This is a genomic window from Microcoleus sp. Pol7_B2 (assembly GCF_036701035.1).
Classification (GTDB): Bacteria; Cyanobacteriota; Cyanobacteriia; order Cyanobacteriales; family Microcoleaceae; genus Microcoleus.
The window spans coordinates 1-16,966 of sequence record NZ_JAUBQB010000018.1 but is presented as its reverse complement, the minus strand read 5'-3'; the positions used below and the strand labels follow the sequence as shown (position 1 = coordinate 16,966).

The following is a 16,966-nucleotide window of genomic DNA, read 5'->3' as shown; positions in this document are numbered from 1 at the left end:
TTTAGATTTTAGATTTTAACTTTTAGATTTGAGATTGCTAATTGTTAACGATAACTAATGATTGCTGACAAATGATACCCATTTCCAAACAAGCTGCAACTGTAGGTAAATTGTAAACGCATATCGCATAAGTCATTCCCCATCGACAAATGAAAATTGAAAATAGTATGACTACCTATCATTACGTGACGGGCCGAACAAATCTGTCACCCCATTTCTCAACTGCTCAAAGAACAGAATAAATCCCAAAGTATCCCGGAATGGTCGAGTAAAAGTATTGAGTACATAACCAATGCGCTCTACCAGATTCCTACCAATAACAATCACATCATTATCTTCGAGCATCGGGTTCTGAGAAACATTGCCCTCCAAAGCAGCTTTGGCATCTATCGAACGGTTGATTGCTCTACCTTGCTTTTCGTCGAACCGAATCAGGGCTATTTTCCGCAAGTTAGCAAGATTAACAGGCAAGTTGTTGAGAGCATCCAAAAACCTGCTGCCATTTTCTACGTAGAACGAGGTCAAACCACCACTAGCGTAACTCAAAACTCGAACGTAGATCCTGGGCTTAATCAGAGTAGACCGCGAAACAAGAGCTTTGTCGTAGTCTAGGTTTTTGGTACTAGCGTCCAATTCCGGGATCACAATCACATCTCCCGATGCCAAAGGAAAATCGAACAAATCGTTAGCGTTTGCTAGGGGAGTGTAGAGGTCGATTGGTTCCTCCACCGATGAGCCGTCCGTCAGCGTCCGCCGCACTCGTACCGCCCGCAAATCGGCTTTTCCCGTGACTCCCCCCGCAATCACCAAAGCAGCCGAAATTCGACCAGAACCCGCCGGAAGCGTGTAAAAACCCGGTTTGCCGACTTCTCCGGTGACAGTGATTTGGACGGGGACAGCAGCAGCAGCGAGGCTGTACCTGGATGCTAAATCTTGATCGGATTTGCGATCGGGCGTAACCTGTTTATACGGTACGACGATCGCATCTCCATCTTCCAAACGCAAATCCGGCGGAGCAATACCAGCTTGCAACGGTGTCAAAATATCAACAACTTGCTCTGCGACAGCACCTCCCGGCAGAGTCCGCCGCACCCGCACCGCCCGCAGTTCGGCCGTAGGAGTAGTCCCAGCCGCCGCCGCCAGAGCAGCCGGAAGCTGGGGGGTTTGCAGCGGATAAAAACCCGGTCTTGCCACTTCCCCCGTCACCGTCACCACTACCGGGCGCTGAACCAGCAAAGCAGCCGAGACTTGAGGATTTTTGATAAATTGGCCAAAGCGCTCCCGGAGGCGCTGCTGTGATTCTTCGACGGTAAGACCGCGCACATTTACTGTTCCGATTAGCGGCAGTACAATTACCCCTTCAGGGCTGATTGCACCCGTAAAACCTAGCTCTGGGAAGCGCTGAACTTGAACAGAAATCTGGTCTCCCGGGCCCAGGCGGTAGGGCCGATTCCGAAAAGCTGGGTTAATATCCCGGTTGAAATTGGCAGGCGGCGGTGGCGGTAAACGCAATGGCGGTGGCGCCACGAGTCGCTCGTCTCTTGGAACAACAGATTGAGCTAAAGCGGTTTCCGAAAAAATTTTGCTATTAAAACCCCAGAATACAGCAGCAAAAGATAGAGTCCAAGCAGTTGAATACAGACCTGCCAAGGAAAAAGCGAGGCGATTTTTAATAGTGGATTTTTCCCGCATTTTCAGAGGATTTAAAAAAGTAATATTTTGAATAATGACCTGATTTGTAAGTTTCATCTAAATAGAGTAGCGCGAAAAAACAATAATATCTTTTCAGGGCGGGTTGAACTCGGATCTTTACTAGGAAGCAGTTGATTGTGGCAAAACCCGCCCACTCCCTAGGCCGATTTATTTGCACCTACCTGCTTACTGAAACCGAAAAGTTTCTGTAATTAATTTAGCCTGGATACTTTCGGCAAGAGATTCCAGCAATGGTTGAGCTATCTTAATCTCGCCCTGCGGTTGAATGGGAAGGATGATACTGACAGCAACCCAAGAGGCGCGGCGGTTCGACAGTCTAGCAATGCTGTCTTCCCAAAACCAGCGGCTGGTTGTTGGAGAACCCCCGTTAGGCCAAGCGTACCACTGCACGACAGCAAAAGTTTGTTGGGGAGTCCAGCTTCGGAAAAACCTCGCCTCGACATTAGGCGGTGGCTGGCCGGGTATTGGTGCTAATTTAACTGTAAACCTCAAAGTGCGATGAGAATCGGTTTGCCATCGGTGAAATCCATCGATATCTAGCCATTCTACTTGGGGCTGGTTTTTGGGGTAATTTTGAGGCAACAGCAATAAAATGGCAATTGTTTTATCCTTTTTAATTTCTTCAACTAACCATCTGTGAGCGCCAATTTGGACGTTATTCTGAACGCCTATAACCTGCCATCCAGGAATTTTTATCCCGTTTTGGCGCAAACTTCTTAATTGCTTGAGGTTGGCAAGGGTTGGCGGGTTTGTCCAAGGCCACCTTCCCGTCGCGTAGCCGGGAATTGCTACTGCCCCAACTAATACCAGCAAAAACACCAGTATCATAATTTTAGATAATTGATACCGCCGCAGTAGTTTCTGTGCTGAAATCATCTGTTTCATTAATTGCCAGACTGACTTGGGAAATACTTTTCCATCCCGTTGAGGACAAGTACCAATAATCCTAGTATACAAGCAGAATACAAATCTCCGCCCCATCCGGCGTGTAGCCAAGTAAAAAGCGCCTCTCTGTCAGTTCCGTGAAAGTAAGTTAGCAAAGTATTACGAAAAATGTTGGAAGTGATGCTAATAAGGGATGTAATCACTAAAAACAAAAGGCTTTTTTTGCGAGAGTTCCAAACTCCCGTCCAATCCAGCAGAATTAAGCTGACATAAAGACTGGTAAACAGCATTTTCAAGCCTGCACAGTGCGGGGCAACTTCTACAATGCGCTCGTTTACGTACAGATAAATTTCTTCCACTCTCACCTTGATACCAATCTTAATTAATATCCAGCCTGATGCTTCAGCAATGAATTGCTGTAAGGGCAAGGCGTAGGGTTCTATGAGGTAAGGAATGTGGTTCGGCGAGGCCAGAAATACGAATAAAAGCGGCATCGCCTGCAATTTCAAGCCGGGAATTCCTTTTAAAGATAAGCAAATGCTGGCCAGCATTACGGGGAGGGATAAATTTACTAAATCGCTCAAGCGACTCAGATAAAAAAGCGTGGCTAGTACCAGCAAAAAGCCTCCCAAAGGATGCGGTGAGTTGGGCAAGCTGCGCCAGGACTTTCGGTTCATCCAAGCAATATAAGCTGCGTAGGGCAAACCAATTAGTCCGTGGCTGAAATATTCGTGTTCGAGGCTGATGCTTTTGTTCAACCAGCCGTCGTACCAGTGTACTAGCAGGGGGGCGTACAGCAGCACTAGGAGCACCGTGATACCTTCCCCCAGGAGGTATCGCTTGAAAACAATGCGAATTCTGCGCTGGATGTGCATGGTTTGAGAAGTTTTAAGATTGCCGCGCTGGATTCGCAACGCTTTCGGGTTTTAAATTATGAGTTAAAGATTTGTTAATTCCCCACCAAAACGCTTTGAGAACCGCACCTTACTGCTTGAAACACCTGCCGCATAAATTTTATGAACAATTAGCAATTCAATGATAGTACGATCGCCCGAACAACTTGCTCGATCTGAGTATTGCTCAATCCGGGATACATTGGCAATGATAAAATTTGTTCGCACAGGGTTTCTGCGTGGGGGAAGTCGCCCCGATTGCCTAAGTTTTGGTAGGCGGGTTGCAGGTGACAAGGTACGGGATAGTGTATGCCTGTTTGAATGCCGTGTTGGGCGAGTTTTTCCTGAAGGGTGTTGCGGTCGATCGAGCTTTCCTCAGTAATTTTGATAACATAGAGGTGATAAATGTGACCGCTGCTGCTGTGGTTGGCGATCGGTACAATGCCTTTGTGTTTCAATGGTGCTAGTAGAGTATTGTAGTGTTGAGCAGCGTCGGTGCGATCGCGATTCCATTTTTCTAAGTAAGGTAATTTAATATTGAGCACGGCCGCTTGCAAATTGTCGAGGCGGCTGTTGGTACCTATGTCTGTGTGCAAATATTTACTGGGTGCTCCGTAATTGCGGAGAGTTCGCATTTTTTCTGCGAGTTGTGCATCGTTAGTAATTAACATCCCGCCGTCGCCAAAAGAACCTAGGTTTTTGCTGGGATAAAAACTGAAGGCTGCTGCTTTGCCAATGGAACCCGCGCGGTATCCTTCTCTTTGGGCTAAGTGTGCTTGGGCGGCATCTTCAAATATGATTAAATCGTGGCGCTTCGCAAAATCTAAAAGCTGCCGGGGCGACACCATTTGACCGTAAAGGTGTACGGGGATAATTGCTTTAGTTTTCGAGGTAACTGCTGTTTCGGCTGCTGTGAGGTCAATCAGGGCGGTTTCCGGGTCGCAATCTACAAGAATAGGTATAGCTTTGGCTTGGAGGACGGCGATCGCAGTGGCGATAAAAGTGTTAGCGGGTATGATAATTTCGTCGCCCGGATTAATGCCGCAAGCTTGGAGTCCCAGAGCGATCGCATCTGTTCCACAAGCCACTCCTACGCCGTATTTTACTCCAGAAGCTGCTGCAAATGCTGTTTCAAATTCGGCGAGTGCTTGGCCTAAAATAAATTCTCCTTCCTGGATGATTTTTCCAATAACTTCTGCTATTTGGAGTTGGATTGGTTGGTGTTGCAGGGAGAGATTTACAAACGGAACTTTTGGCGGGCGGTTACTCATAAACTATCGGGGAGTACTTATTTATATTAACATTTAATGGCGAATAGCTTTTAAAATATTTTAACCGCAGAGGACGCAGAGTAAAAGAGGGAAAAGGGAGATATTTTACGGAATAGCTGCGCTTCACGTACTTTTTTTTTAGCGTTAAACTAAAGGAAAATTTTTCGGTAATATAGAAGCAGAGAATTTTGCAGCAATCGCAATCATGGAATACAAAAAACTCGGCGACAGCGACTTATCAGTATCTGAAATCTGTTTGGGTACGATGACTTACGGCCAGCAGAACACCGTTGAGGAAGCGGCCCAACAGCTCGATTTTGCGATCGATAGAGGTGTCAACTTTATCGATACGGCAGAAATGTATCCCGTCCCTGGAAAGGCGGAAACTCAGGGAAAAACAGAGGAATATATCGGCGAATGGTTGGCGAAACAGCAGCGGGATAAAGTCATTATAGCTACTAAAGTAGCGGGCAGAAGCACTCGATTGAAGTGGATTCGGGAAGGGAAAAATCAGATCGATCGCCCAAATGTCGAAAAAGCCCTGAATGACAGCCTGAAGCGCTTGCAAACTGACTACATTGACCTGTATCAGATCCACTGGCCCGATCGCTACGTGCCGCTATTTGGCGCGCCGGATTACGACATCGCCCAAGAACACGAAACAGTACCGATTTTGGAACAGTTAGAGGTATTTGCTGATTTAATTAAAGCTGGCAAAATCCGCTATTTGGGTTTGAGTAACGAGACGCCTTGGGGAGTTTGCGAGTTCTGCACTTTGGCTGAAAAACACGGTTTGCCGAAAGTTGTTTCGATTCAAAATGCTTTCAGTTTGAGCAATCGGACGTTTCACCTAAATTTAGCAGAAACTTGCCGCTTTAAGAATGTGGGATTGATGGCTTACAGTCCTTTGGGGTTTGGGTTGTTAACGGGTAAATACTTGAAGGGAATTCCCGAAAATTCAAGGTTGGCTTTATTCGCGGGATTCGGCCAGCGTTACGATAAAACTAATCTGAATGATGCGGTGAAAGCGTATGTTGAGATTGCGGGGAAACATGGGATAAGTCCGGCGCAGATGGCTTTGGCGTATGTGCGATCGCGCTGGTTTGTTACGAGCACAATTATCGGTGCAACAAGTCTCGAACAGTTGGAGGAAAATATCGGTAGTTTGGAGGTGAATTTGGAGCGGGAGATTATAGCGGAAATCGATGCGGTGCACGCTAAGTATCCGAATCCGACACCGTAAGATATCTCGGCGGTTGAAACCGCTTCTATACACACAAAGTCCGCCTGCGTGGACTAAGAGATAGAGGGGAAATTTAACCCCGATTTAATATTAGTAGGTTGGACCGAGGTAACTAACCCTACGTTTCACTTCGCCCAACTTACCACTTTTTTACAATTAGGAGGAGCGCGTATGAATAACAGTCAAAAATTTAATTTTAAATTAGGAGAACATTTTTTAGAAAATTACGCAGATCCTCCCGAAGATCCATTGGGAGAACTTACTCCTTTTGAAATGGCTATCCGGCGTTTTTGTTTTGAGTACGATCATAAAGTTTTACTAGAAATAGGTGAGGAGAGAATACAGGTATTTTTAGATCCTGATATCTGTATGATTTTGGACGATAATCTGCCCGAACAAATTAGGAAACTGTCACAATGTAAGCCAATAGAAATAGATTTTGCTGAAAGTTGTACGCTAACTATCAAGTTAGTACCCATAGACGCTCGCATTAGCTGTACTTTGAGCAAGTTTGGAACTTCCTGCGGCGAAAAGCATTTTGAGTTCGATCGCACTCAAGTATTAGATGTGCTGAGAGGTTTTCTTGAGGAAGTGATGCAGCTAGCTGTAGATAAGGGTTACATCACGTTGGAAGAGAAGGAGGAGTTTATTAGTCCGGCTTTTCCTAGCAGTACGGATGCTGTGCTATTGAGTAAGTAGTTGGTTTGGATGGTGTGTTGGGCGATCGACATTTTTTTATATTTCTGAAACCCTTGCCCTATCTGCCCGCAATCAATTCACTCAGGTTTCAATTCTTAATAGAGATTTAGGTTAATTGTGGCATCCATTTTACCCATAGCCCGGTATACCGCGCTATTCAAGCCTATTAGATTAAAGCGGCATCGGATGTCGGCAAATTGAGGTTGAGTTGGCATCCACTTTACCCATAACGCGGTAGACTGCGTTATTCAAGCGTATTAGATTAAAGCGACATCGGAGGCAGACAATCGGATGTTTAAATCTCCGTAATAAAGAAAACAAACGGTCTTATTGCTCGCTTGACAATTCAACGTGCGAATGTTAAATTCTTAAAATACAAGCTCAAACAAAACTTCCTCACATTCCCAAGTGTAAGAAAGACAACGCTTGAATGTCTTGTAGTTTTTGCAATAGCAAATCATATCTGATACGGAAAAGGCCCGCCTGAAGTAACGATTCAGACAGAGGCCTTGCTTTAGCTAGCAAACTCACGGTGGTTTGACATCTCAACTTCAGACCACCACAAGTTAACGTAACTTTTGAAATATATGTCCCATAATTATACTCCACAATGCGAGTCGTTGTACACGAACCTTCGGCGGGCTAAGAAAACCCTCTGTGTTTTGGCGGAGTCGCACCGCGCTTTAGCGAAGTCGAACCGCGCTTTGGCGGAGTGGAACCGCAGTCTGCTTGAGGAAAACGAAGCAAAGGATAAAACTATCAAAGCTAAGGATAAAACTATCCAATCCTTTGAGCAAAAAGTCCTTGAACAGCAACAAGAAATAGATGACTTGAGGCGCGAACGTGATTGGCAGCCAAATGACTGGGATAACGATGGTTCATCAAATGCAGATTGTCACGATCGCGAATCAGCCCAAAGGTTAGGAATCTGGTAAAAAGTACGATCGCCCTTCCCATCCAAAAAATAGGATAATGGTAAAGGGCGATCGCACTTCACCTAAATGCTTAATACGATCGCACTTTTTGCTGTTTTTCCTGCAAAAACTCCGCAAAATTGCAGACTTCAGCCACTAACTCGTCAGATAAATTATCCAAAACAGACTGTAAACGCTCTCGAACTCCCATCATTTCGCTGGCAGATTTTACTAATTGTAACTGATGCGGATAAACTGTTTCAACACCCATCGTTTCCATAAATGCGCCCGGTTCATCCTCAGTTGCAGGCACAAAATCCCCGCCAACTTCTGCTTTCACCCATCCGCCAAATAATTCTACTAAATAAGCTTCACCATTCTTGAAAACCTCAACAATTGCCCCGGCTGTTTGTGGCGGTGCAATCTCCCCATCAGCGAGGGCGAATGCTTCGGTTAAATTAACTGCATCGAATAATTGAAATTTGCTCATTTATGTCTCGCCTAATTCTTGTGGAGCAGGCATCTTGCCTGCTCAAGACTCTGCTTTTCCTCAGAAGTCTAATGTCCCAATAACTTATCCCGCAAATGCTTAATCCGATCGCGCAATTTACCCGCCTCCTCAAACTCCAACTTCTTAGCCGCCGCCTTCATCTGCCCTTCCAACCGCCCGATTAACTGAGGAATCTCATCCAAAGATAACTCGTTTACCTGTTCGTAAACCTCCTCCAACTGCTGAGAATTCAGCTTGCGCGACACATCCAAAAATGCCAAAATCGCATTACTCGATCGCTTTTTCGCGATCGGCTGCGGCGTAATCCCGTGCATCTTATTGTACGCTAGCTGAATCCCCCGGCGTCGATCGGTTTCATCGATCGCCTTAACCATACTATCCGTCAAATTATCCGCGTACAAAATAGCCTGTCCCTGAACGTGCCGCGCCGCCCTTCCAATCGTTTGAATCAACGAACGTCCCGATCGCAAAAACCCCTCTTTATCCGCATCCAAAATTACCACCAGCGAAACTTCGGGCAAATCCAAACCTTCCCGCAGCAAGTTAACACCAATCAATACATCAAACTTACCATCCTGCAAATCTTGGATAATTTCGATGCGTTGAATCGACTGAATTTCCGAGTGCAAATACCGGACTTTAATAGCCCTCTCCTGCAAATATTCGGTTAAATCTTCCGCCATCCGCTTCGTTAAAGTCGTCACCAAAACTCGCTCGTCCCGACTTACTCTCTCCTTGATTTCCCCCAACAAATCATCAATTTGTCCTTCCGTCGGACGCACGAAAATTGTCGGATCTATTACTCCGGTAGGGCGAATTACTTGCTCTGCAACTCGGCCTTCCGATATTTCCATTTCCCAATCCCCAGGCGTAGCAGAAACAAAGATGCACTGATTCTCTTTTGCCCAGAATTCCTCTGCTTTTAAAGGGCGGTTATCGGCCGCGCTGGGCAAGCGGAAACCGTGTTCTATCAATACTTTTTTGCGCGCTTGGTCGCCGTTGTACATTCCCCGAATTTGCGGCACGGTGACGTGAGATTCATCTATCACCAACATCCAATCTTTCGGGAAATAATCAATCAAACATTCTGGCGGTTCCCCCGCATTTCTCCCTGCTAAATGCCGCGAATAATTCTCGACTCCGTTGCAGTAACCTACCTCGCGCAGCATTTCCAAATCGTAGCGCGTGCGCTGTTCCAACCGCTGAGCTTCTAATAGTTTCCCCTGTTTTTCAAATTCTGCCAGTCGGTCTTCTAATTCGAGTTCTATTCCTTGGCAAGCAGCCTCTAATTTATCTTCTGCCGTGACAAAGTGGCGCGCTGGATAAATATTTAAAGCCGTTGAACTTTGCAGGATTTTACCTGTTACGGGGTCAACGTAGCGAATGGCATCAATTTCATCGCCGAAGAATTCAACGCGAATAATTCTATCTTCGTAAGCGGGGCCGATTTCCAAAACATCGCCTTTGACGCGAAATTTGCCTCTGCCTAAATCTATGTCGTTGCGGCTGTATTGGACGTTAACTAAATCGCGCAAAACTTGCCGCTGGTTGACTTCCATTCCTACTCGCAAAGGAATAGCCGCTTTCAGGTATTCTGCGGGCATTCCCAAACCGTAGATGCAGCTAATTGAAGCAACTACAATTACGTCGCGGCGTTCAAAGAGCGATCGCGTGGCTGAGTGCCGCAACATATCGATCTCGTCGTTAATTGCTGCCGTTTTCTCAATGAAAGTATCGGTGACGGCGATGTATGCTTCAGGTTGGTAGTAGTCGTAATAACTCACAAAGTATTCGACTGCATTGTTCGGGAAAAAATTTCGCAGTTCGTTGCACAGTTGAGCTGCCAGGGTTTTGTTGTGTGCTAAGACTAAGGTGGGTCTGCCGACTTTTTCAATCACCGAGGCAATGGAGAAGGTTTTACCCGTACCTGTGGCGCCGAGTAAGGTTTGAAATCGATCCCCGGCTTCGATGCCTTTGACAAGTTGCTCGATCGCTAGCGGTTGGTCGCCTGTGGGCTGGAAGGGCGCTTGCAATTGAAAAGATGCTGCCGCAGTTACCATAGGAAAATGTAGCTATTACCCATAAATCTTAACAAAAATGCAGAGATTCTGCAATTTGGTTAAAAAAATAGTTAGACTTTGTAATATTATTTTAATCATCGGCCGAAATAGAAAGCAGAAAGCCAAGAAAAGCAGTTGTCCGCACCCAGCAATCAACACCCAAAAATAAGCGAGGAAAAGAATTATGGATACGAGGAGCACAGGTACAGGCAAAGGCAAAGCACTCGCCCGCCGCGGCAAAGGAGGTTCCAAAAGCCAACCGACAGAACCCACGGATACCAAAGCAACAGGAATTCAACTTTATCAGCCCCAACACCTGCATGACAACCGCCCCGTCGGCCCGGACGATTTTACCATCAGCGAGACCGTCTCGATTTCGGGGAACCGCCCGATCGGCACTAGCACCCTGCACATCAGCGAAACCTACGGCATTGTAGCCAATCGCCCAGTCGAATCTAGCGACTTTGAAGTGGTTGCCACACTCGGCAATCGCCCGATCGGCTCCAGCGCCATGCAAGTCAGCGAAATGTTCAGTATGTCCGGTGCCCGCCCTATAGCAATCAGCACTCTTCACATTGATGAAGTTTACTCGACAATGGGAGGAAATCGACCAATTGCCTCAAACGAAATTGACGATAGCTCAACATTAATGGGCTTCTTAGATTAATTAGCCATTGGTCATTAGTTATTAGTTTTTCGCTGTTAACTAATGACTAATCAAACTTTTTTAGACAACTTCTTGAGTAACGCGATCGAGCAATTGAATCGTCTAAAGTGATTTATTTAACCATGCCAATTTTAACAATCGGCGGTGCTGGTTAATGATAAGAACGACTCAATCTGAAAAAAATGAAACAAGCGCGTCAGAACATCTTCGGAATTTCCAACTTATTTATTTTCATACCGTGATTTAGCAACACCCTAGAAGTGATTTTTACCCTAAATGAGAGGGAATATCCAACCGTGTCCATTTGGATTATTCGTCATGGTCAAAGTCAATCCAATGCAGGGTTGGCAACTATTGGACCGCATGAAAATGCCTTAAGTGAATTGGGCGATCGACAATCAAGATGTATTCCAACCGCCGTTAAACAATCTCCCGACTTGATTGTGACTTCACCTTATCTCAGAACACAACTCACTGCTCAACCATTGATTGAAAAATTTCCACATACACCCGTTGAGGTTTGGCAAGTTCAGGAATTTACCTATCTGGGTCTACAGTTCGATCAACCAACCACAATCCTGGATCGCAAACCTCTGAGCAAAGCTTACTGGGATCGCTGCGACCCTGAATATGTCGATGGAACCAACGCCGAATCTTTGGTTCAACTGATGGAACGAGTCCGAACTTTCATAAACCAGTTACAACAACAATCCGGTTTTGTAGTTGTCTTTTCACATGGATTTTTTATCAAAGCAATGCTGTGGCAGATGTTGGGTAACCCAAAGTTAATTGATGCCGTTGCGATGAATCGGCTTTTGGGATTTTCGCGAGGATTTCCAGTACCGAATGCGTCAATTTTGCAGATGGAATTTGATTCAGGTGGGATACCTCATTGGAGTTCCTTCATTACCAATCATCTGCCACCGGAGCTAGAATCGGTAGCACCTGATGCAACTGTGGCCAGTGATGCAGGCGATCAACCCTCGTAACCTACCTTCACTGGAACAATGCCCCAACTAACGCCTGAGTGGCGTTGCTGATTTATGGTATGAACGACTCAATCTGCAAAAAATGAAACAAGCGCGTCAGAACATCTTCGGAATTTCCAACTTATCTATTTTCATACCGTGACTCAGGAACGCCTAACAATCCTTTCGCCATTGTTAAATAGCTCAACTGGGTCATGAAAAGCACGAGCCAAAAAGCGCTACCAATCTCTATTCCTAATGTAGTCACAGGTTAGCCAAAGAACTTGAGCTCGCTGGCAAAGCGAACTACTCAATCCACAAAATCTCACTTTTTAGTTACAACAAGAGTGTCCGATCCGTTGGCAGGAGAGCGATTAAATATTAAAATATTTTTGGTAAGTGGTAACAGTTCTAGCAGAAGACCTTCGGCAGAAAAATATCCCAGCAATAATTTCAACAATTAATAACGTCCTCAGCGTCTTCGCGGTTGCTATAACTCTTAAGAATTCACAACATTTAACAGTTGATATTTCACATTTGAGAGTTCAAGGGCTAATGACTACTGATATCGTTTGCGGTTGCATCGGTATTGTTTAAATGTCTAAACAGTCAGTTGTTCCGGAAGCATAATTTTCCTCAACAGCCAACAGTTAAAAGTCAACAATATCTTGCTCGTGCAAGCAGAATAGATATGACTAATAACTACTTCCCCAGACCCTGATATTTGCTCAATAAAGCAGCAAAGCGCTTGTAATCCACAGGCTTCCTCACATACTCCGCCGCTCCCAATTCCAAACCCTGATTTTGGTCGTCCAAAAAAGTTATCATAATCACTGGAATATCAACCAAATCTCGATCGGCTTTCAACGCCGACAGTACCGCCCAGCCGTCCATACTTGGCATCATCACGTCCAGAATAATCGCGTCCGGCAGCAAATCCTTAGCCAACATCAGCCCCCCTTGACCGCTAGCCGACGATCGCACCCGAAATCCCTGTTTCGACAAGCAGCGGGTCATCAAATCCCGCGCGTCCGGATCGTCGTCAATCACTAGGACAGTAGCAGCATTGGGCAGCTCCAGCGCTTGCGATCGCACTGCTTTTTGCTTCGCTTCAGTCGATTCTGCACTCGTTTCTAAATCGTCGTCGGAAGACTTCGGCTGCATTTCTGCGGTTTCTCGATCGTCCTGCGCTTCTTTCGGGCTTGTAACCGCAATCGGCAACCGGATCGTAAAACTCGAACCGCAGCCAAACTCGCTATCAACCGTAATGTCCCCGCCCATCATCTGGCAAAACTTCCGGCTAATTGTCAGCCCCAAACCGGTGCCGCCGTATTTGCGGGTAGTAGAATCGTCGGCTTGAGCGAAAGCTGCGAACAGCCTCGACACCTGATCCTCAGTCATGCCGATGCCGGTATCGGTTACTTGAAAGACGATCGCAGGCTGTTGACACCGAGAAAAAGCTGCCGAGAGTTCTTGGGAATTGTCGAGCGGCAAAACCTCCCCTTCTTCTTTCCAAACATTAATCGTAATTTTGCCTCGATCGGTAAACTTAGCAGCATTGGTCACCAAATTCAACAGCGCTTGCCGCAGCTTTGACAAATCGGAGTATATCGTGCCAATATTGCGATCGCAATTGACCATCAAAGTATTGCCATTTTTCCCTAGCTGGGGTTGAACAGTAGTGACAACCTCCTCGATCAAATTCCACACCTCAAAAGTCTCCAAAAAAAGAGTCACCTTTCCTGCTTCAATTTTAGAAATATCCAGGATGTCACTAATAATGGTGAGCAACTGCTTGCCTGCCATATTAATGCTTGCCAAATCCATCACAAACTCTTCTTCGCCGAGTTCCAGAGCCTCTTCTTGCAGCAGCTCGCTGTACCCAATAATCGCATTCAAGGGCGTCCGCAACTCGTGAGTCATATTTGCCAAAAAAGTGCTTTTCGCCCGGTTAGCAGCTTCGGCAGCGTTCTTAGCGACTTCTAATTCGCGCGATCGTTCCTCTAGCTGCCGCTGCCGCACTTCCAAACCGTTAAGCAAACTGCTAATTTGCTGAGCCATTGTATTGAGAGTAGAAGATAGCACCCCGATCGCGTCATTAGAAACCACAGGCGATCGAGCCGTCAAATCACCGCTGGCCATCTGTTCGGCCGTTTCCCGCAGCAAGCCGAGATTCCGAATAATTGCCGACACCGACACAAAAGCCACTATCCCGGCGATCAAACTCAAACCCAAAGCCCCCATCAGCCAGTGCTGAGTGCGGCTCGCCACCCAGAGAGTTTGCTGCACCAGCACCGCCATTGCTGCTTCAGGAACCCCCGCCGCCGGATCTGAGGCAGCCTCTATTGTCAGCAAATAGTTCTTCATCTCCACAGAACCCATCCACCCGACTCCTACCGCCATCCAAGTTATCAGTACCAAGATGACAAACAGCCCGCTCAAAGACGCGCGAGTTCCGAGAGAAATCCCCCTCGTAGCAAGTGCAGCCGCCCAAGGATAGCCCTTGAGAAAAGGATCTGGCTGCACCGGTGCGCCGGAATTCCAAATTTCCTCAATTTGACCGTCCAACCTCACCTTACCAATCCGTACTGTTTTCCAGGTATGCTGCGTTTGGGCATCTATTTTTACCTTGCCCGATGGCGCTGCAAACTCAATATTTTTAGCAGCAGCCCTGACTTTAACCACATCTGTTGAACCAGCTTTTTCTACTGCTTGCTTCCACAGGTAAACGCCCAAATAAGCCGCTTCGATGGGGTCATCGGTGACTCGATTTTCCCCGTATCGGGCTTTATAAGCCTTGACAAATTTACGATTTTCCGGTGTATCCACCGTTTGAAAATAGTTCCACACCACCAAATGTCCGGCAATATTGGACGGCCCGATCGCCCGCACTTCTTCTTCTGCTACGCTGACCGACATCACTGGCAAATCATCGGGTTTCACGCCAGCTTCCCGCAACTTTTGGAAAAAAGCCACATTGCTGTCCCCGTTGAGAGTGTTGAGAATAGCATCTGGTTTCACTGCTAAGATATGTGCGATCGCCTCGCCCACTTCCCTCGATCCCAGCGGCAGATACACTTCCCCCGCTAACTCTCCCCCCTGTGCAGCCAGTTGAGCTTTCACAATCCGATTTGCCGTGCGGGGAAAGAGATAGTCCGAACCCAACAGGAAAATTTTCCGCTTCCCCTGTGCCAGCAAGTAATTCACCCCAGGCACAATCTGTTGGTTTGGGGCAGCACCAGTGTAGACAATATTCGGACACTGTTCTAGCCCTTCATATTGCAACGGATAGAACAGCAACCCTTTGCCCTGGTCGAAAGCCGGCTGTACAGCTTTGCGGCTCGCCGAAGTCCAACAGCCAAATACCACCGCCACCTGAGCTTCTAAGAGCAATTGCTTAGCTTTTTGAGCAAAAGTTTGCAAATCGCTGGCTCCATCTTCTATAACCGCTTCCAAGGGGCGTCCGAGCACCCCTCCTGCCACATTAATTTCCTCAACAGCCAACAGCGTCGCATCTTTAACAGAAATTTCGCTGATGGACATCGTGCCCGTCAGCGAATGCAACACACCTATTTTGATCGGCTCACGAGTCGGGCCGGCTGCTGCGAGGGGTTTACTGCTCCTTGATCCCATAGGGTTTTAGATAATTTTTACCAAAAAATGGGGTTTAAAGCCCCGCACTTAAGTGCGGCTTTTATCTAGGACTTTCCTTAATAAAAAGTGCTGAGGTTTGATATAATCATACCATGATAGTAAGAAAAGCCAAGCTAAAAAATGGAACGAGAGACCAATACTGTGCACTTGATGAAGCCATCCGAACAGGCGAGTTCATTATAAACAAAGCTGTCAGATTTTGGATGGACAACGCAGATGTTAGTAAGGCCATCTTGTACGTACTCGGCAAAGATATTGCCTGCATAGCGCTTTCGCGAAAAAGCTCTAGTCAGCCGCCCGTCAAGGCAGTGCCGAATGCGCTTGGGCTTCTCTATCTAGCTTCTATAGCCGCTGTAAAAAAGGCGAGAAAAGGAAGGGTTATCCTAAATTCAAAAAGCACTGTTGCTCTGTAGAGTACAAGGTGTCAGGCTGGAAACTAAGCTGTTGCACATTTAAAGTGTGATACGAGCATTACCCTTGTTTTTGATTTTTCGCTACCATTTAATTATTAATTGTCCTTATTTTAAGAGGATCTGCCATAAATAATCTAGCTCTTCAATTGATGTAAATAGCCTATGGGCAATACATTCTTTGGTCTAAGGCAATACTAATTCAATTTAGTTATAGTCTCGGCTGTATTTTGGAATGAATTATAAACAAAAATCACGCATTTCTGTTTCATTTTTTTTAGGTAGTCTTCTTTCTTATGAAAACTAGCATTATCAAAAAAACTCACTATTTTTGCTTTGTTTTTAGCCACTTGTGAGGCTGGATTACCTGTTTCTACCCATTCATTAATTAGCTCTTTATGAAAAATTTTTAGCACTTAATAAAAATTAGGTGAATTACCTTTATTGATAAACTATACCCACATTTTTTTATCTGAATACCTCACTCCTCTCATTACATTAACTATTCCCTTTCTTCTGTCTCCTCTGACATTTTTTCGGATGCCTTTTTTACACCTGTTCTTTCTTCGGGTGACTCTTAAACTAAATCCACTCTCCTACCCCAACCCGACCTGTAATCGTTCTGTAGTTAATTTTTATATTTTAAAATATTCCGCTATTTTTATTTTAAACGCTTTTATTTCGGGATTTCTCTGGGACTCTAGGCTATACTTTCCCCAAATGTAAACATACTTTTTTTTCTTTAATATCCTCCGAACTTGTCCTCCACTTAATTTTATTCCTGTGGATTCCTCTAAGTATGTTGCTAGTCTCTGCGAGAGCATCTCATATTTGTAATAACACTTCTTCTGGCTCCTTCCTTCTTCCTCTTTCCTCGCAGCAAGAGAGCCTCAAAACTCCAATTTCTAGCTGGGCTGCTTTCATTGAGATGCTCCCGTCTCTGCGCTGTCCATCTGACAAAATCATCTCCTAATTCTTGAGGGTCTCTTTCTATGGTTGTTAATACAGCACTTCCGGGTGTTATGAGGTACAATAAGAATAGATTAAAAAAAATACACCAATGAAAGCATATTCAGTA

General features: G+C 45.8%; 14 protein-coding genes. 5 read left to right on the top strand and 9 right to left on the bottom strand.

Going from position 1 to position 16,966, the window contains the following annotated elements:
• Positions 1-171 precede the first annotated feature (171 nt).
• The 4 genes from QUA57_RS09765 to QUA57_RS09750 form a co-directional block, all read right to left on the bottom strand.
• Entirely contained in the window at positions 172-1,749 is a 1,578-nt protein-coding gene (locus QUA57_RS09765; protein WP_333060605.1) for a polysaccharide biosynthesis/export family protein, read from the bottom strand.
• 129 nt (positions 1,750-1,878) lie between these two features.
• The gene (locus QUA57_RS09760) at positions 1,879-2,598 is read right to left on the bottom strand and encodes a cyanoexosortase B system-associated protein (RefSeq protein ID WP_333060606.1); all 720 of its coding nucleotides are present in this window, start codon (positions 2,596-2,598) and stop codon (positions 1,879-1,881) included.
• On the bottom strand, positions 2,598-3,473 hold the full coding sequence (crtB, locus tag QUA57_RS09755; protein WP_333060629.1) for a cyanoexosortase B: 876 nt from the start codon (positions 3,471-3,473) through the stop codon (positions 2,598-2,600). Before crtB ends, QUA57_RS09760 begins: the two co-directional genes overlap by 1 nt.
• A 149-nt stretch (positions 3,474-3,622) precedes the next feature.
• Entirely contained in the window at positions 3,623-4,762 is a 1,140-nt protein-coding gene (locus QUA57_RS09750) for a DegT/DnrJ/EryC1/StrS family aminotransferase (protein WP_333060607.1), read from the bottom strand.
• 205 nt (positions 4,763-4,967) lie between these two features.
• Between QUA57_RS09750 and QUA57_RS09745 the strand changes: the two genes are divergently transcribed.
• The 3 genes from QUA57_RS09745 (at position 4,968) to QUA57_RS09735 (ending at position 7,639) form a co-directional block, all read left to right on the top strand.
• Positions 4,968-6,005: an NADP(H)-dependent aldo-keto reductase gene (locus QUA57_RS09745; RefSeq protein ID WP_333060609.1), complete on the top strand. Its 1,038-nt coding sequence runs from the start codon at positions 4,968-4,970 to the stop codon at positions 6,003-6,005.
• A gap of 171 nt (positions 6,006-6,176) precedes the next feature.
• Positions 6,177-6,704 (top strand): hypothetical protein, encoded by a 528-nt coding sequence (locus QUA57_RS09740; RefSeq protein ID WP_333060611.1) that lies wholly within the window; start codon positions 6,177-6,179, stop codon positions 6,702-6,704.
• Positions 6,705-7,291: 587 nt separating this feature from the next.
• Positions 7,292-7,639 carry a hypothetical protein gene (locus QUA57_RS09735; RefSeq protein WP_333060613.1) on the top strand — a complete coding sequence of 116 codons (348 nt, stop codon included), beginning with the start codon at positions 7,292-7,294 and terminating at the stop codon, positions 7,637-7,639.
• 70 nt (positions 7,640-7,709) lie between these two features.
• On the opposite strand, the gene QUA57_RS09730 is transcribed toward QUA57_RS09735, so the two are convergent.
• Entirely contained in the window at positions 7,710-8,108 is a 399-nt protein-coding gene (locus QUA57_RS09730; RefSeq protein ID WP_333060615.1) for a DUF2281 domain-containing protein, read from the bottom strand.
• Positions 8,109-8,176: 68 nt separating this feature from the next.
• The gene (gene uvrB / locus QUA57_RS09725) at positions 8,177-10,189 is read right to left on the bottom strand and encodes an excinuclease ABC subunit UvrB (protein WP_333060617.1); all 2,013 of its coding nucleotides are present in this window, start codon (positions 10,187-10,189) and stop codon (positions 8,177-8,179) included.
• 184 nt (positions 10,190-10,373) lie between these two features.
• Between uvrB and QUA57_RS09720 the strand changes: the two genes are divergently transcribed.
• Positions 10,374-10,856 carry a hypothetical protein gene (locus QUA57_RS09720; protein WP_333060619.1) on the top strand — a complete coding sequence of 161 codons (483 nt, stop codon included), beginning with the start codon at positions 10,374-10,376 and terminating at the stop codon, positions 10,854-10,856.
• Between the two features lie 260 nt (positions 10,857-11,116).
• The gene (locus QUA57_RS09715; RefSeq protein WP_333060621.1) at positions 11,117-11,845 is read left to right on the top strand and encodes a histidine phosphatase family protein; all 729 of its coding nucleotides are present in this window, start codon (positions 11,117-11,119) and stop codon (positions 11,843-11,845) included.
• 681 nt (positions 11,846-12,526) lie between these two features.
• Here the strand turns inward: QUA57_RS09715 and urtA are convergent.
• The 3 genes from urtA to QUA57_RS09700 all read right to left on the bottom strand — a co-directional run bounded on the left by urtA (position 12,527) and on the right by QUA57_RS09700 (position 16,712).
• A complete protein-coding gene (gene urtA, locus QUA57_RS09710; RefSeq protein WP_333060623.1) occupies positions 12,527-15,457 on the bottom strand; it encodes an urea ABC transporter substrate-binding protein in 2,931 nt (976 codons plus the stop codon).
• Positions 15,458-16,085: 628 nt separating this feature from the next.
• A complete protein-coding gene (locus QUA57_RS09705; protein WP_333060624.1) occupies positions 16,086-16,304 on the bottom strand; it encodes a hypothetical protein in 219 nt (72 codons plus the stop codon).
• 219 nt (positions 16,305-16,523) lie between these two features.
• Complete coding sequence (locus QUA57_RS09700) at positions 16,524-16,712, bottom strand: winged helix-turn-helix domain-containing protein (protein WP_333060625.1); 189 nt, start codon at positions 16,710-16,712, stop codon at positions 16,524-16,526.
• Positions 16,713-16,966 lie beyond the last annotated feature (254 nt).

Bases quoted from the DNA above. Each gene is read 5' to 3' on its own strand.
- QUA57_RS09765 (WP_333060605.1), bottom strand. From the start codon at position 1,749: ATGAAACTTACAAATCAGGTCATTATTCAAAATATTACTTTTTTAAAT.
- QUA57_RS09760 (WP_333060606.1), bottom strand. From the start codon at position 2,598: ATGAAACAGATGATTTCAGCACAGAAACTACTGCGGCGGTATCAATTA.
- crtB (WP_333060629.1), bottom strand. From the start codon at position 3,473: ATGCACATCCAGCGCAGAATTCGCATTGTTTTCAAGCGATACCTCCTG.
- QUA57_RS09750 (WP_333060607.1), bottom strand. From the start codon at position 4,762: ATGAGTAACCGCCCGCCAAAAGTTCCGTTTGTAAATCTCTCCCTGCAA.
- QUA57_RS09745 (WP_333060609.1), top strand. From the start codon at position 4,968: ATGGAATACAAAAAACTCGGCGACAGCGACTTATCAGTATCTGAAATC.
- QUA57_RS09740 (WP_333060611.1), top strand. From the start codon at position 6,177: ATGAATAACAGTCAAAAATTTAATTTTAAATTAGGAGAACATTTTTTA.
- QUA57_RS09735 (WP_333060613.1), top strand. From the start codon at position 7,292: ATGTCCCATAATTATACTCCACAATGCGAGTCGTTGTACACGAACCTT.
- QUA57_RS09730 (WP_333060615.1), bottom strand. From the start codon at position 8,108: ATGAGCAAATTTCAATTATTCGATGCAGTTAATTTAACCGAAGCATTC.
- uvrB (WP_333060617.1), bottom strand. From the start codon at position 10,189: ATGGTAACTGCGGCAGCATCTTTTCAATTGCAAGCGCCCTTCCAGCCC.
- QUA57_RS09720 (WP_333060619.1), top strand. From the start codon at position 10,374: ATGGATACGAGGAGCACAGGTACAGGCAAAGGCAAAGCACTCGCCCGC.
- urtA (WP_333060623.1), bottom strand. From the start codon at position 15,457: ATGGGATCAAGGAGCAGTAAACCCCTCGCAGCAGCCGGCCCGACTCGT.
- QUA57_RS09700 (WP_333060625.1), bottom strand. From the start codon at position 16,712: ATGCTCTCGCAGAGACTAGCAACATACTTAGAGGAATCCACAGGAATA.